This window comes from Halomonas sp. LES1 (genome assembly GCF_031846005.1).
In the GTDB taxonomy this organism is placed as follows: domain Bacteria; phylum Pseudomonadota; class Gammaproteobacteria; order Pseudomonadales; family Halomonadaceae; genus Halomonas.
On the sequence record NZ_JAVRGC010000002.1, the window covers coordinates 352,472 to 366,559 of the forward strand.

Here is a 14,088-nt window from a genome sequence, read left to right on the forward strand (position 1 = left end):
CGCACTGGCGCCGTCGCGGCCTGATGTCTCGCTCCGGCCTGCGTGTCTGTCGGGCAGGCGCTGTGGGGCACGATTTTGCCCATTGGAGCGATTCCGCAATATAACAGCAAGCGCTATAAGCAGCAATTGGCGCGGCGGGGCGAACACTGCGTTAGAATGCGCCTTTCGCAGGTTCTGAGCAGTGGAGTCTCGGCATGGCCGAAGGGCGCGACGTACAGTGGGTTGAGGTAACGGAAGGGCAGGACGGCCAGCGGGTCGACAACTTCCTGATGACGCGTATCAAGGGAGCGCCGCGGGCACTGATCTATCGCATCGTGCGCAAGGGTGAGGTGCGCGTGAACAAGAAGCGCGTCAAGCCCGGCACCCGGCTGGCGACGGGGGACCTGGTGCGGATTCCGCCATTGAAGCTGACCCCCCGGGAGGCGGTGCGTGAGGTGAGTGACAACCTGCGCAACCTGCTGGCAGGCAGCGTGCTGGTGGAGGGGGGCGACTGGTTGGTGATCAACAAGCCGTCGGGATTGGCCGTTCACGGTGGCAGCGGCGTCAAGATCGGGTTGATCGAGGCGTTGCGTCAGGTGCGCGAGGATCTCGACTTCCTGGAGCTGGTGCATCGGCTGGATCGCGATACCTCGGGCTGTTTGCTGCTGGCCAAGTCGCGTCCGGCGTTGCTGGCGCTCAATGCCTCACTCAAGCAGCAGCAGATGGACAAGCGTTACCTGGCGCTGGTGGCGGGGCGCTGGCCCGTGCGCCGCGACTTCGTGGCGGCTCGCCTGGATCGTTACACCCTGGCCAACGGTGAGCGCCGGGTGCGTGTCGATGCCGAGGGCAAGGTGGCTCGCACGCGCTTCGCGGTGCGTGAGGCGCTGCCGAAGGTAACGTTGCTTGAGGCCGAGCCGGTTACCGGCCGCACCCACCAGATCCGTGTGCACGCGGCCCACGCCGGGCACCCGTTGCTGGGCGACGACAAGTATGGCGCCCGCGAGAGCCAGCAGCTCGCCGCCCGGCTGGGCCTCTCACGGCTCTTTCTGCACGCCGAGTCGCTGGCCTTTCCCGAGCCGACCAGCGGTCGCGAGGTGCGGATTCGCGCGCCGCTTCCCGATGATCTCGAGGCGGTGCTGGGCCACGCACGCCAGGGTAACTGAGGAGACGACATGCGCTATCGACTGGTGATCTTCGACTGGGATGGAACCCTGATGGACTCCGTGGCGCGAATCGTCGCCTGCATGCAGGCGGCGTCCCATGATGCAGGGTGGGGACATCTGGAAGAGGGTGCCATCCGCGATATCATCGGCCTGGGGCTTCCCGAGGCCATCGCCACCCTGTGCCCGGGGATCGATCCCGAGCGGGCCGAGCTGCTGCGCAGTCGTTATGCCTGGCACTTTGTGGAGGGCAATGACACGCCCATGAACTTTTTTCCCGATGTGAAGGGCGGGCTGTCCGAGCTGCATGTCCGGCCCGGTCAGCGCCTGGCGGTGGCCACCGGAAAGAGCCGGCGAGGGCTCGATCGTGTATTCCATGAGAGCAGCAGCGGGCACTGGTTTCATGCCAGCCGCACGGCCGACGAGACCCGCTCCAAGCCCCATCCGCTGATGCTCGAGCAGCTGCTGGCTGAGCTCGCCATACCGGTGACGGAGGCAGTGATGGTGGGAGACACCGAGTATGATCTCGAAATGGCGCGGGCCATCGGCATGGATCGTGTGGCGGTGACCTGGGGAGTGCATGCGCCCGTCAGGCTGGCGACGAGCCGGCCGGCCTTCACAGCGGAAACGGTGCCCCAGCTATTCGACTGGCTACAGGGAGGGTAGGCAATGACCGATAGGCGCAATGAGCACGATGCAGATCTCGACCCATGGACCCAGGGGCCGGAGCTAAGCCGCGACGAGGCGAGGGCGCGGCGCCAGGCGAGCGATCCGGATGCGGTGTCGCCCGGAGAGGATGCCGAGACCCTGCGTGAACGCCAGCGACTCGAACAGATGGCGATGATGGGACGCTGGATAGACGGTGTGCTGGTGGAGCAGCGCCGTTCGCGGCGCTGGAAGCTGTTCTTTCGCTTCCTGTTCGTGGCGCTGATCGCCTCCTCGCTGTCGGTGACCCTCTATGGCCTGCTGGCGGGTCCTGCCCCGGTCGGTGGGGCGGATGGCCCGCACCTGGGCGTAGTCAAGGTAGAGGGCGTGATCGAGGCCGATGGCACCGCCAGTGCGGAGCGTATCAATGCCGGGCTAAGACGCGCTTGGGAGTCGGAGACGAGCGCGGCGGTGGTGCTGCATATCAACAGCCCCGGTGGCAGCCCGGTGCAGTCCCAGCGGATCTTCGACGAGGTCATGCGACTGCGCAGCGAAGGCGATAAGCCGATCATCGCGGTGATCGAGGATATCGGGGCCAGTGGTGCCTACTATATCGCCGCGGGTGCCGATGAGATCATCGCTGCACCGGCGAGTCTGGTGGGCTCCATCGGGGTCATCTATTCCAGCTTCGGCTTTCAGGAGGCGATCGACCAGCTGGGCGTCGAGCGGCGCGTCTATACCGCCGGCGACAACAAGGCGTTCCTGGACCCCTTTTCCGAGGTGGCCCCACAGCAGCGCGAGTTCTGGCAGTCGGTGCTGGACAGCACCCACGAGCAGTTTATCGCGGCGGTGCGCGAGGGGCGTGGGGAGCGCCTCGGCGATGATGACGCCCTGTTCAGCGGGCTCGTCTGGAGTGGCGAGCAGGCGCTGGAGCTGGGGCTGGTGGACTCCCTGGGGAGCCTCGATACGCTGGCGCGGGAGCGCCTCCAGGAGCGCAGGCTGCATGATTACACGCCGCGACTGGACCCCTTCGAGCGGCTATCTCGCCAGTTTGGTCGTGTGGCCATGGAGTGGCTGGGGCTGCCCCGGGCCGACTCTCCGGTGCGCTATCAGCTCGCCCCCTGAAGTAGCTGTAAGCGATAAGCTTTACGCTGTAAGAAAAAACTGGCCGGGGTTTGCACGGAGTTGTAGAAGCCGGATTTATCCGGCGATTGCTTATCCGGCGATTGCTTATCCGGCGATTGCTTATCCGGCGATTGCTTATCCGGCGATTGCTTATCCAGCGATTGCCGCCGGCCGGTGCTCCAGTTCGCAGGATGCAGCGCGTTGTTGTGGGCGAGGGCTCTTCAATCGCGCGATAAATCGCGCTCCTACGGCTCGCCTAACGGATCCAGGCCCGCCTCGCGCAGCAGCGCGCAGAGGCGGATCAGCGGCAGCCCGATCAGGGTGTTGGGGTCGTCGCCCTCGAGTCGCTCGAACAGGGTGATGCCCAGGCCCTCCATGCGAAAGCTTCCGGCGCAATCCAGTGGCTGCTCCCGTTCGATATAGTGGGCGATCTCGTTGTCGGTCAGCGTGCGAAACACCACATCGTAGGTCTCGTGACAGACGCGATGGCGGCCGCTGCGGATATCCAGCAGCGCCAGGCCGGTGAGAAAGCGCACCCGGTTGCCCGAGAAGCGCGCCAGCTGCTGGCGGGCGGCGGTCGTGTCGGCTGGCTTGCCGAGGGCCTCGCCATCGAACTGCGCCACCTGGTCGGAGCCGATGATCAGGTGGTCGGGCCACTCGTCTGCGAGCTGTTGCGCCTTGCCGAGTGCCAGTCGGTGTACCAGGGCGCTGGGCGACTCGCCGGGGCGGGGTGTCTCGTCGATGTCGGGGCTCTGCCAGGCATAGGGAAGTTCCAGGCGGTCGAGAAGCTGGCGCCGCCAGCGTGACCCGGAGGCGAGAACGAGGCGTGGCATGTGGGGGCTCCAGGTTATTGATGGAGGCACAGGGTATCACGCGGCCCGGTGTGTGCGTCGGCGGCTTTGACAGGGGCAGAGGGAGTGCCTATCATTGCGCGCCTATGTTGACCACACGACTCCCTGGCAGGGTTGAGCCCTATAAGCTCGCCGCCCGTGCCGAGCATATGGAAGGGCTGATGGCCCTGGACGCCTTCACGCGATTGACCGAAGCGGTCGGTCCGCAGCAGGGTGATGTCGAGGTGTGGCTGGATTTCACCATCGATCCCCAGCGGCGCCACGAGATTCATGGCCGTCTGCGTGCGACGCTGCAGCTGCCCTGTCGGCGTTGTCTGCGTCCCATGGCTCAGGAGGTCGAGAGCGAGTTTCTGCTCGGCATGGTCTCCAGCGACGCCCTGGCCGCCGAGTTGCCCAGCACCCACGAGCCGGTACTGGTGGAAGACGAACAGCTGAACCTGCTGACGATGGTCGAGGATGAGTTGATCCTCAGCCTTCCTCAGGCGGTTTACCACGATGAGGCCGACTGTGCGGTCTCACGCGACCAGCTGACCAGCGGGGAGGATGTCGCGGCATCCCGCGAGCCCGCAGCCAGCCCCTTCGATGTGCTTCGGCATCTCAAGGGCAAAAAACACTGATTCATCATCGATTCACTCTGGAGTGACATCCCATGGCAGTTCAAAAGAACCGCAAGACACGTTCCAAGCGCGGCATGCGTCGCAGCCATGACGCCCTGAGCGCCCCGACCCTCTCCCAGGACAAGGAGACCGGTGCCACCCATCTGCGTCACCACGTCTCTCCGGACGGCTTCTACCGTGGCCGCAAGGTCGTCGACGCCTAAGTCGACGACGCGACCTGCGGTGATCCCCGGCCCCTGATCTCACTCATGCGAATCGCCATCGATGCGATGGGAGGAGATCTCGGGCCACGCGCGACTGTGCGTGGTGCCGCCGGGGCGGCCCTCCAAGATTCTCGTCTCACGCTGCAGCTGTTTGGTCCGCGGGCCTGCCTGGAGCGTGAGATTGCCAGCCTGCCGCGGCGTCTCGCCGCGGCGGGTTCGCGTATGGAGGTTGTCGACGTCCCGGACGAGATCGCTCCGGGGGTGCGTCCCTCCGACGCCCTGCGCCACGGTGGCGATAGCAGCATGGCGCTGATGCTCGACTGCCTGGCGTCGGGGCGCGCTTGCGCCGGCGTCAGCGGCGGCAATACCGGGGCCCTGATGGCCCTGGGGCGGCGTGCCATGGGCACCGTGGGCGGTATACCCCGCCCGGCAATCAGTACCGCGATCCCGACCCGTGAACAGGGGCGTTGCTATCTACTCGACCTGGGCGCCAATATCGAGGCCTCCAGCGAGCGCCTCGTGGATTTCGCGCGCATGGGCGAGGTCATGGCTCGCCATGTAGACGGCCTGTCGCGACCGCGGGTCGCCCTGCTCAATGTGGGAGCCGAGGGGATCAAGGGGAGTGCCAGCGTCCGCCAGGCGGATGCCCGGTTGCGTGAGCTGCCAGGGCTCAACTACTGCGGCTATGTCGAGGGGGATGGCATCTTCGCCGGCAGTGTCGACGTGGTGGTCTGTGATGGCTTCGTCGGCAATGCCGTGTTGAAGGCCAGTGAAGGGTTGGCGCGCATGCTGGTGGCCCGTGTGCAGGCCACCTTCGAGGCCCACTGGGGGAGTCGTCTGGTAGGGCTGCTCGCCAGGCCTGCCCTTCGACGCCTGCGTGGCGAGCTTGATCCGGTCCGGTACAACGGCGCCAGTCTGCTGGGACTGGCCGGTATCGTGGTGAAGAGCCATGGCGGTTCCGATGCCGATGGCTTTCGCTACGCCGTGCTGCGTGCCGTGCAGGAAGTGGAGCATGACCTGCCGCGACAGTTGGCGCGGGAGCTGGGCGAGGTTCGAATGGATTCAATTTCTCGCGTCGGCGCGACCGGCGGTGATGACAGGCAATAAAGGCAAAGGTGAACCAATATGACTCAACCGCTCGCCCTCGTGTTTCCCGGGCAGGGCTCCCAGCAGGTCGGCATGCTGCGGGAGCTGGCCGAGCGCTACAGCGTAGTGGGTGCGACCTTCGAGGAGGCCTCGGAGGCGCTCGGCTACGATCTCTGGAAGGTGGTCCAGGAGGGGCCCGCCGAAGCGCTCAATGCGACCGCCTGCACTCAGCCCGCGCTGCTGGCCGCCAGCGTGGCGATCTGGCGTGTCTGGCAGGAGCTCGAGGGGCCGCGACCAGGCGCCATGGCCGGGCACAGTCTCGGAGAGTACAGCGCCATGGTCTGTGCCGGGGTGATGCCCTTCGCCGAGGGGGTCAGGCTGGTCAAGCTGCGTGGTGAAGCCATGCAGGAGGCGGTGCCGGCGGGGCAGGGGGGCATGGCGGCCATCCTGGGTCTCGAGGATGCCGTGGTGGAGCAGGCCTGTGCCGAGGCGGCCCAGGGCGATGTGGTCTCGGCGGTGAACTACAATGCCCCGGGTCAGGTCGTGATTGCCGGCAGCAAGGCCGCCGTCGAGCGCGCCATCGCCGCCTGTCAGGCGGCGGGTGCCAAGCGTGCCATGCCGCTACCGGTCTCCGTGCCTTCGCACTGTGCCCTGATGGAGCCTGCCGCCGAGCGGCTGTCCGCGGCCATGGACGAGGTGACACTCAAGGCGCCGCGCTATACCGTGATCCAGAATGTCGACGCCCAGGCCCATGCCGATGTCGAAACGCTGCGCACCCGGCTGATCGAGCAGCTCTATCGTCCGGTACGCTGGACCTCCTGCGTCGAGGCCATCGGCGAGCGTGGCGCAGAGGTGTTCATCGAGTGCGGGCCGGGCAAGGTGCTGACCGGGCTGGGCAAGCGCATCGTTCGGGGCAGCAAGGGGCTGGCGGTCAACGACCCCGACAGCCTCGATGCGGCCCTGGAGCTGGCGCGCGGCGTGGCTGCCCGCAACGATTGATCTCTTTCCAAAGAATGAAGGCATACTTTTCATGACTAGCGAAACCAGAGTTGCCCTGGTCACCGGGGCCAGTCGCGGCATCGGTCGGGCCATCGCCCATGAGCTGGGTCGCCAGGGGCGCATCGTGATCGGCACCGCGACCAGCGATGCCGGCGCCGAGAGGATCGATGCCGACCTCAGGGTTCAGGGTATCCAGGGTGCCGGTCGACGCCTGGATGTCACCGATCAGACCAGCGTCGACGAGGTGGTCAAGGCGATCGGCGAGGAGTTCGGTGCCCCGACCATCCTGGTCAACAATGCCGGCATCACGCGTGACAACCTGTTGATGCGCATGAAGGAAGGGGAGTGGGATGACGTCGTCGATACCAACCTCAAGTCGCTCTATCGTGTCAGCAAGGCCTGCCTGCGTGGCATGACGCGGGCGCGCTTCGGTCGCATCGTCAGCATCAGTTCGGTGGTGGCGAGCATGGGCAATCTGGGTCAGACCAACTATGCTGCCGCGAAGGCGGGCATGGAAGGCTTCACCCGTGCGCTGGCCCGGGAGGTGGCGTCGCGCGCCATTACCGTCAATGCCGTGGCGCCCGGCTTTATCGCCACCGACATGACCGAGGCGCTGCCCGAGGAGCAGCACAAGGCGCTGCTCGGCCAGATTCCGCTTGCGCGCCTCGGCCAGCCCGAGGAGATCGCCGCGGCGGTAGGGTTCCTTACCGGCGAGACGGCCAGTTATATTACCGGCGAGATCGTGCATGTTAACGGTGGCATGAACATGCGTTGAGAGGTGCCGGGTCCGGTGGTTGCGCCGGCCCCGGGGGCTCTATACACTACCCCGCAGCTTCCGGCTTGCGGATCTGGAACCCCAAACGGCTGGTCTTCTGGACGGCCAATGTGAACGACTGGAGTACGTCATAATGAGCACCATCGAAGAGCGTGTTAAGAAGGTTGTGGCCGAGCGCCTGAACGTCAAGGAAGAGGACATCCAGAACAGCTCCTCCTTCACCGAGGACCTGGGCGCCGACTCCCTAGACACCGTCGAGCTGGTCATGGCGCTTGAGGAGGAGTTCGATACCGAAATTCCCGACGAAGAAGCCGAGAAGATCACCACCGTCCAGGAAGCCATCGACTACGTTAACGCCCACCAGTAAGCCTGGTGGCGGTCGATACCGCTTGCTGATGCTCGGGGCCGCCTTCGCCGGAACGGCCCCCAGGAAAGCCGCCCTCAGGGCGGCTTTTTCGCACCCGAACGACATGCGAATACCCTCTCGGGGCGGCATGTCGAAGGGAGAGCCGTTATAATGCGCCTGATATAGGCGGCCCGCAGAGGGTCGCGATCATCCTGGACGCCTGGAGGAACGCTGATGACACGTAGACGAGTAGTGGTGACGGGCCTGGGCCTGGTCACGCCGGTGGGAAATACCGTGGAAGAGAGCTGGCGCAATATCGTGGCCGGCAACAGCGGCATTGCCCCCATCGAGCACTTCGATGTCAGCGGCTTCAACACGCGCTTCGGCGGTTCGGTGAAGGACTTCGACATCAGTCCCTATCTGAACCCCAAGGATGCGCGCAAGATGGACCTGTTCATCCAGTACGGCATGGCGGCCGGGGCTCAGGCGATCCAGGATGCCGGCCTCGAGTGCAGCGACGAGAATGCTCACCGCATCGGCGTAGCCATCGGCTCGGGCATCGGCGGGCTGCCGATGATCGAGCACAATCACAATGCCCTGACCAAGAGTGGACCGCGGCGCATCTCGCCGTTCTTCGTGCCCGGTTCGATCATCAACATGATCTCCGGCAACCTGGCGATTCGCCACGGCTTCCGTGGCCCCAATATCGCGATCACCACCGCCTGCACCACCGGCACCCACAACATCGGCTACAGCGCGCGGACCATCGCCTACGGAGATGCCGACGTGATGGTGTGCGGCGGTGCCGAGATGGCCACCACTCCGCTGGGGCTGGGTGGCTTCTCGGCGGCGCGCGCGCTCTCCACCCGCAACGACGACCCCGAGGCGGCCAGTCGCCCCTGGGATCGCGATCGTGACGGCTTCGTGCTCTCCGACGGTGCCGGTGTGCTGGTGCTGGAGGAGTACGAGCACGCCAAGGCGCGCGGAGCCACCATCTATGCCGAGATGGCGGGTTTCGGCATGAGCGATGACGCCTACCACATGACCGCCCCCCCCGAGGACGGCAGCGGCGCTGCCCAGTCCATGGCGAATGCCGTGCATGACGCGGGGCTCGACCCGGCAGCGATCGACTATATCAACGCCCACGGCACCTCGACGCCCGCAGGGGATCTCGCCGAGAGCCGCGCCGTACAGCGTGTGATGGGGGAAGCGGCAAGGTCGGTGGCGGTCAGCTCCACCAAGTCGATGATCGGCCATCTGCTGGGTGCCGCGGGAGCCGTCGAGGCGGTGTTCTCGATTCTCGCGATTCGCGACCAGGTCGCGCCGCCCACCATCAACCTGGACAACCTCCAGGAGGGTTGCGAGCTCGACTATGTGCCGCATACGGCCCGCGAGATGAAGATCGACGTGGCGCTGTCGAACTCTTTCGGCTTCGGTGGTACCAACGGCACCCTGATCTTCACACGGGTCTGAGCATGGCGGCAGGCGAGTGAGGGAGCAGGCCGGCTGGCCGCTGGATGATCGCGGCGCCGCCTACGGCGACGGTCTCTTCGAGACCATCCTGCTCAGGGACGGGCGTCCGCTGTTGTGGGATGAACACCTGGCGCGGCTGGCCCGCGGCTGTCATGTGCTGGGTATCCCGATGCCTGCGGAGCATGATCTGGCGCTTCCGCTGGCGGAGGCGGGGAGTGGGCTCGAGGTGCTCAAGCTGACCCTTACCCGTGGCAGTGGCGGGCGAGGCTATCGCCCCCCGGCAGCCCCCGAGCCGCGCCTGCGCTGGCAGCTTGCCTCCTTTACCCCTGCCGAGTCGCGCTGGCGGAAGGGCGTCAGGATTCGCCACTGTCGGCTCCGCCTCGCCAGCCAGCCTGTGCTGGCGGGAATCAAGCACCTCAATCGCCTGGAAAATGTGCTGGCGCGCGCCGAGTGGGATGACGACGCCATCGCCGAAGGCGTGCTCAGCGACGATTCCGGGCATCTGATCGAGGCTACCGCCATGAACCTCTTCTGGCTCCGCGCCGGCCGCCTCGAGACGCCGTCACTCGCCCGCTGCGGAGTGGCGGGGACGCTGCGGGAGGCGCTGATATCCCGCGGCGAGATTCAAGAAGTCGAGGCGGGAGAAGAGGCGCTGGCCCAGGCTGATGCGGTCTGGCTGGGCAACTCCGTACAGGGGGTCTGGCCGGTGGTCCGCCTGGATGATGTGACGGGCCGGGTACGTCGTCGCTGGACGCTTGGAAGGCGGCATCGTAGCTTCCAGGCCGAGGCCCACGGCCTGCTGGGTTACGACTACCCCTCAACCTACTGAATCAAGAGGATACCGATGCGGCGAGTGCTGTTCATCCTGCTGCTGCTGGTCGTGATGGCCGTGGCGGCCCTGTTCGGCGGCTATCGCTACTGGCAGTCGCGTCTGGAGGCCCCCATCGCGATCAGCGAGTCGACGCTCTACGAGGTGCCGCGGGGTGCGGGCTACCATCAGGTGGTAAGCGAGCTGGTAGCCCGGGGCGTGATCGAGGATGCCTGGGCCTTTCGGGCACTGGCCCGCCTCGAACCCCAGAGCCTACCGCGGTTGCGACCCGGGGAGTTCAGGCTGGAGCCCGGCATGAGCGGTCGTGAGCTCCTCGAGCGTCTGGGTAGCGAGCAACTGGTGACCTACCCGTTGACCATCCCCGAAGGCTGGACCTTTCGCCAGATGCGTGACGCCCTGGAGGCGGCACCCAAGCTGGAGCATCGCACCGAGGGGCTCACCGACGATGAGGTCATGGCGCTGCTCGACCGCGAGGGGGAGCACCCGGAGGGGTGGTTCTTTCCCGATACCTACCTCTATCACAAGGGCATGAGTGACCTGGAGCTGCTCGAGCAGGCCCACTCACGCATGCGGGCCACCCTCGATGAGGTCTGGGCAGAGCGTGCCGATGACCTGCCCTTCGAGACACCCTACGAGGCGCTGATCATGGCCTCGCTGATCGAGCGTGAGACGGGGGCCCCCGAGGAGCGGCGCGAGATCGCGGGCGTGTTCAAGCGTCGCCTGGAGCGCGGCATGCGCCTGCAGACCGACCCCACGGTGATCTACGGCATGGGAGAGCGCTACGCGGGCAATATCACCCGTGCCGATCTGCGTGAGTCCACGCCCTACAACACCTACGTGATCGACGGCATGCCCCCCACCCCGATCGCGCTGCCGGGCAGGGAGGCCCTGGAGGCCGCGGTCGACCCGCTGCCTGGAGAGACGCTCTACTTCGTGGCCAAGGGCGACGGCACGCACCACTTCTCGCGCACGCTGCGCGAGCACAACAATGCGGTCAATCGCTATATCCGCAACCGCTGATTGGAGCAGGCATGGGTAACAAGCACCCCGAACGGCCAGCGAGGAACACCGGGGACACTCCGGAGAGGGGCCGCTTTATCACCCTGGAAGGCAGCGAGGGGGTCGGCAAGAGCACCAACCTCGCGCGGGTGGTGGCATGGCTGGAGGCGCGGGGCCTGGAGGTGGTCCAGACTCGTGAGCCGGGAGGAACACCGCGGGCCGAGGCCATACGGCGCCTGCTGCTCGACCCGGATGAACCCGAACCGCTGGATGATGACGCCGAGCTGCTGCTGGTATTTGCCGCTCGTGCCCAGCATCTGGCGCATGTGATACGCCCGGCCCTTGAGCGAGGAGCCTGGGTGGTATGCGACCGCTTCACCGACGCCACCTTCGCCTACCAGGGAGGAGGGCGTGGCCTCGACAGCACACGCATCGCCGAGCTCGAGGCCTTCGTTCAGCAGGGGCTCGCCCCCGACCTGACCCTGCTGCTCGACATGCCCATGGGGGCGGCTCAGCAGCGCCTGGAACAACGTGGCGAGCGGCGAGATCGCTTCGAGCAGGAGCGTGCCGAGTTCTTCGAGTCGGTGCGTCAGGCCTATCTGGTCCGTGCCGCCCAGGCCCCGGAACGCATCGCGATCATCGACGCCTCCCGCACGCGCGAGGCGGTGGGCGAGCAGATCGAGGCGGTGCTCGAGAAGAGGGTGGTGGCATGGCGGAGCTGAACCCGACGCCTGTCACGACCCTGGAGCCACTGCCCTGGCTGGGCGAGCGCTTCGCTGAGCTCGGTCGCCTGGCCGATAGTGGACGACTGCCCCATGCGCTGTTGATCTCGGGCCCCCGCGGGGTCGGCAAGCGCTCGCTGGTCGACGCCCTGGCCGCCCGCACGCTGTGTGCCAATCCCGGCAGGGTGGCCTGTGGCCACTGTCATGGGTGCCATATGCTGGCCTCGGGCTACCATCCCGATCTGATGAGTGTCGAGCTCGAGGAGGGCAAGCGCCAGATCCGCATCGATGCGATCCGCGAGATCAACCATTTCGTTGCCCAGACCGCCCAGCAGGGAGGCTATCGGGTCATTCTTGTCGCGCCGGCCGAGGCGCTCAACGTCGCCGCCGCCAATGCCCTGCTCAAGAGCCTCGAGGAGCCTGGGGCGCGGACCCTGTTCCTGCTGCTCTCGGATATCCCCTCCCGGCTGCTGCCGACCATTCGGTCGCGTTGTCAGCACTGGAGCCTGGCGATTCCCGAGCCGGCCGATTGCCTGCCCTGGCTTGCCGAGCGTCTCGGCGATAACGAAGAGGCGACATTCTGGCTGAGAGTGGCCGGCGGGCTACCCCTGCAGGCAGTGAGCCTGTCGACCCCCGAGGCACGGGCCCTGCGTCAGCAGCTGGTGGATACCTTCGAGGCCCTGGTAAGAGGAGGCGAGCCGGTGGCCGAGGCGGCTCGGCTTGACCGCCAATCCATCGATGCCATCCTGTGGTACGGTATCGCCTGGCTCGAGGACCTGATTCGCCTTGGGCTTTCCGGTGATGCCTCCGGACTGTGTAACCCGGACCTGCTGCCCCTCTATCGCCAGGCGGTCAAGAATGCCCGGGTGCGCGACTGGTTTCGCCTGCTGGATTACGCCCGCGAGGAGCGTCGGCTGCTGGCGGCGGGCGGTAACCCCAATCCACAGCTGGTGCTGGAAGCCTGGCTGGTGCGCTGGTCGGCACTGCTGCGCTCGTGACGTGTCCCCCGCAAGCACATCGAGGAGAGAACCATGGCCGCTCAGAAGGCGTTGTCGCTGAATATCCAGGATACCCAGACCCTGCTGTCGGCCTATATGCCGGTGCTCGAGCGGGGCGGCATCTTCGTTCCCACCCGTGAGCGCTACGAGCTGGGCCAGCAGATCTATCTGCTGCTGACGCTGCCCGGCGAAAGCGAACGGGTACCGGTCACCGGTCAGGTCGTCTGGGTCTCGCCGGAAGGTGTCAGCGGCCGGCGCATTCCCGGGGTCGGTATCCACTTCAGCGCCGCCGACCAGGTCGTGCGCGACCGTATCGAGAGCCTGCTTGCCGGTCATCTCGACAAGGGTACGCCGACCTATACGCTCTGACGCGATTGGCATCATCCACCCTATCGGCACCATCCACTCTATCGGTACTTCACTGCATGTTCGTTGATTCTCACTGCCATCTCGACCGCCTCGATCCCGCCACTCATGGTGGAGATCTCGCTGCGACGCTGGACGCCGCCCGAGCCCGCGGGGTGAAACAGTTCCTGGCCATCGGCGTTACCCTCGATGAGGTACCCGGCGTGGCCGCCATCGCCCGCGAACACGACGACGTGGTGATCTCCGCCGGGGTTCATCCGCTGCACCGGGTGGCCGAAGAGCCGACCATCGAGGCCATCAAGGAGACCGCCGACCGCTATGGTGCGGTGGCCATCGGCGAGTGTGGACTGGACTATCATTATCTGGAGAAGGCCCCCGATAAGGTGCCGTCGCGAGAGGTTCAGCGCGAGCGCTTCCGCCGCCAGCTGATCGCTGCCAGCGAGCTTGCGCTGCCGGTGATCATTCATACCCGCGAGGCGCGGGACGAGACGCTGGCGCTGATACGCGAGCATACCAACCCGGAGGTCGGAGGCGTGCTGCACTGCTTCACCGAGGATCTCGAGATGGCTCGGGAGGCGGTGCGCCACGGCTTCTATATCTCGCTCTCCGGGATCGTGACCTTCCACAGCGCCAAATCGCTGCGTGAGGTCGCCAGGCAGGTGCCGCTGGACCGGCTGTTGATCGAGACGGATAGCCCCTACCTGGCCCCGGTGCCCCATCGTGGCAAGCCCAATGAGCCGGCCTGGGTGGTGGAAGTGGCGGAATGCATCGCCGCCGAGCGCGGAATCAGCGTGGAGGAGGTCGCCATGCAGACCACCGCCAACTTCTACCAGCTGTTTCGTGCCGCAAGCCCGGAGGTCTCCGAGGAGATGCGCGGCATCCTGCAGGGCGCCGGCCTGGTCAAGTAGGAGCACC

At 66.1% G+C, this 14,088-nt stretch carries 17 protein-coding genes; 16 read left to right on the forward strand and 1 reads right to left on the reverse strand.

Annotated elements, in window-relative coordinates; genetic code table 11:
• Window positions 1-194: 194 nt before the first annotated feature.
• From RM463_RS05850 to sppA, 3 genes are read left to right on the forward strand one after another with little or no spacing between them, the layout of a single operon-like run.
• Window positions 195-1,142 (forward strand): RluA family pseudouridine synthase, encoded by a 948-nt coding sequence (locus RM463_RS05850; RefSeq protein WP_311429337.1) that lies wholly within the window; start codon window positions 195-197, stop codon window positions 1,140-1,142.
• A 9-nt stretch (window positions 1,143-1,151) separates the two neighbouring features.
• Window positions 1,152-1,805, forward strand: coding sequence for an HAD-IA family hydrolase (locus RM463_RS05855; RefSeq protein ID WP_311429338.1), 654 nt, complete (start codon window positions 1,152-1,154; stop codon window positions 1,803-1,805).
• 3 nt (window positions 1,806-1,808) lie between these two features.
• Window positions 1,809-2,909: a signal peptide peptidase SppA gene (gene sppA, locus RM463_RS05860; RefSeq protein ID WP_311429339.1), complete on the forward strand. Its 1,101-nt coding sequence runs from the start codon at window positions 1,809-1,811 to the stop codon at window positions 2,907-2,909.
• Between the two features lie 245 nt (window positions 2,910-3,154).
• Here sppA and RM463_RS05865 read toward each other — a convergent pair whose 3' ends face one another.
• Complete coding sequence (locus tag RM463_RS05865; protein ID WP_311429340.1) at window positions 3,155-3,742, reverse strand: Maf family protein; 588 nt, start codon at window positions 3,740-3,742, stop codon at window positions 3,155-3,157.
• A gap of 104 nt (window positions 3,743-3,846) precedes the next feature.
• On the opposite strand from RM463_RS05865, the gene RM463_RS05870 reads away from it, so the two are divergent.
• The 13 genes from RM463_RS05870 to RM463_RS05930 all read left to right on the forward strand — a co-directional run bounded on the left by RM463_RS05870 (window position 3,847) and on the right by RM463_RS05930 (window position 14,081).
• Window positions 3,847-4,377 carry a YceD family protein gene (locus tag RM463_RS05870; protein ID WP_195687915.1) on the forward strand — a complete coding sequence of 177 codons (531 nt, stop codon included), beginning with the start codon at window positions 3,847-3,849 and terminating at the stop codon, window positions 4,375-4,377.
• A gap of 32 nt (window positions 4,378-4,409) precedes the next feature.
• A complete protein-coding gene (gene rpmF / locus RM463_RS05875) occupies window positions 4,410-4,580 on the forward strand; it encodes a 50S ribosomal protein L32 (RefSeq protein ID WP_132044772.1) in 171 nt (56 codons plus the stop codon).
• Between the two features lie 45 nt (window positions 4,581-4,625).
• Window positions 4,626-5,687 (forward strand): phosphate acyltransferase PlsX, encoded by a 1,062-nt coding sequence (gene plsX, locus RM463_RS05880; protein WP_311429341.1) that lies wholly within the window; start codon window positions 4,626-4,628, stop codon window positions 5,685-5,687.
• An 18-nt stretch (window positions 5,688-5,705) separates the two neighbouring features.
• Window positions 5,706-6,665 carry an ACP S-malonyltransferase gene (fabD, locus tag RM463_RS05885; RefSeq protein ID WP_195687913.1) on the forward strand — a complete coding sequence of 320 codons (960 nt, stop codon included), beginning with the start codon at window positions 5,706-5,708 and terminating at the stop codon, window positions 6,663-6,665.
• 31 nt (window positions 6,666-6,696) lie between these two features.
• Window positions 6,697-7,440, forward strand: a complete 744-nt coding sequence (gene fabG, locus RM463_RS05890) for a 3-oxoacyl-ACP reductase FabG (protein ID WP_311429342.1) — start codon at window positions 6,697-6,699, stop codon at window positions 7,438-7,440.
• Window positions 7,441-7,573: 133 nt separating this feature from the next.
• The gene (acpP, locus tag RM463_RS05895; RefSeq protein WP_008956801.1) at window positions 7,574-7,807 is read left to right on the forward strand and encodes an acyl carrier protein; all 234 of its coding nucleotides are present in this window, start codon (window positions 7,574-7,576) and stop codon (window positions 7,805-7,807) included.
• A gap of 213 nt (window positions 7,808-8,020) precedes the next feature.
• Window positions 8,021-9,259 (forward strand): beta-ketoacyl-ACP synthase II, encoded by a 1,239-nt coding sequence (fabF, locus tag RM463_RS05900; RefSeq protein ID WP_195687911.1) that lies wholly within the window; start codon window positions 8,021-8,023, stop codon window positions 9,257-9,259.
• A gap of 16 nt (window positions 9,260-9,275) precedes the next feature.
• Window positions 9,276-10,088, forward strand: a complete 813-nt coding sequence (gene pabC / locus RM463_RS05905) for an aminodeoxychorismate lyase (RefSeq protein WP_311429343.1) — start codon at window positions 9,276-9,278, stop codon at window positions 10,086-10,088.
• A gap of 15 nt (window positions 10,089-10,103) precedes the next feature.
• On the forward strand, window positions 10,104-11,108 hold the full coding sequence (gene mltG, locus RM463_RS05910) for an endolytic transglycosylase MltG (protein WP_311429344.1): 1,005 nt from the start codon (window positions 10,104-10,106) through the stop codon (window positions 11,106-11,108).
• 11 nt (window positions 11,109-11,119) lie between these two features.
• Window positions 11,120-11,809 (forward strand): dTMP kinase, encoded by a 690-nt coding sequence (tmk, locus tag RM463_RS05915; protein ID WP_311429345.1) that lies wholly within the window; start codon window positions 11,120-11,122, stop codon window positions 11,807-11,809.
• Window positions 11,797-12,807 carry a DNA polymerase III subunit delta' gene (locus RM463_RS05920; protein ID WP_311429346.1) on the forward strand — a complete coding sequence of 337 codons (1,011 nt, stop codon included), beginning with the start codon at window positions 11,797-11,799 and terminating at the stop codon, window positions 12,805-12,807. The genes tmk and RM463_RS05920 overlap by 13 nt, the downstream gene beginning before the upstream one ends.
• Before the next feature lie 33 nt (window positions 12,808-12,840).
• Window positions 12,841-13,176, forward strand: a complete 336-nt coding sequence (locus RM463_RS05925; RefSeq protein ID WP_311429347.1) for a PilZ domain-containing protein — start codon at window positions 12,841-12,843, stop codon at window positions 13,174-13,176.
• Between the two features lie 56 nt (window positions 13,177-13,232).
• Complete coding sequence (locus RM463_RS05930; protein ID WP_311429348.1) at window positions 13,233-14,081, forward strand: TatD family hydrolase; 849 nt, start codon at window positions 13,233-13,235, stop codon at window positions 14,079-14,081.
• Window positions 14,082-14,088 lie beyond the last annotated feature (7 nt).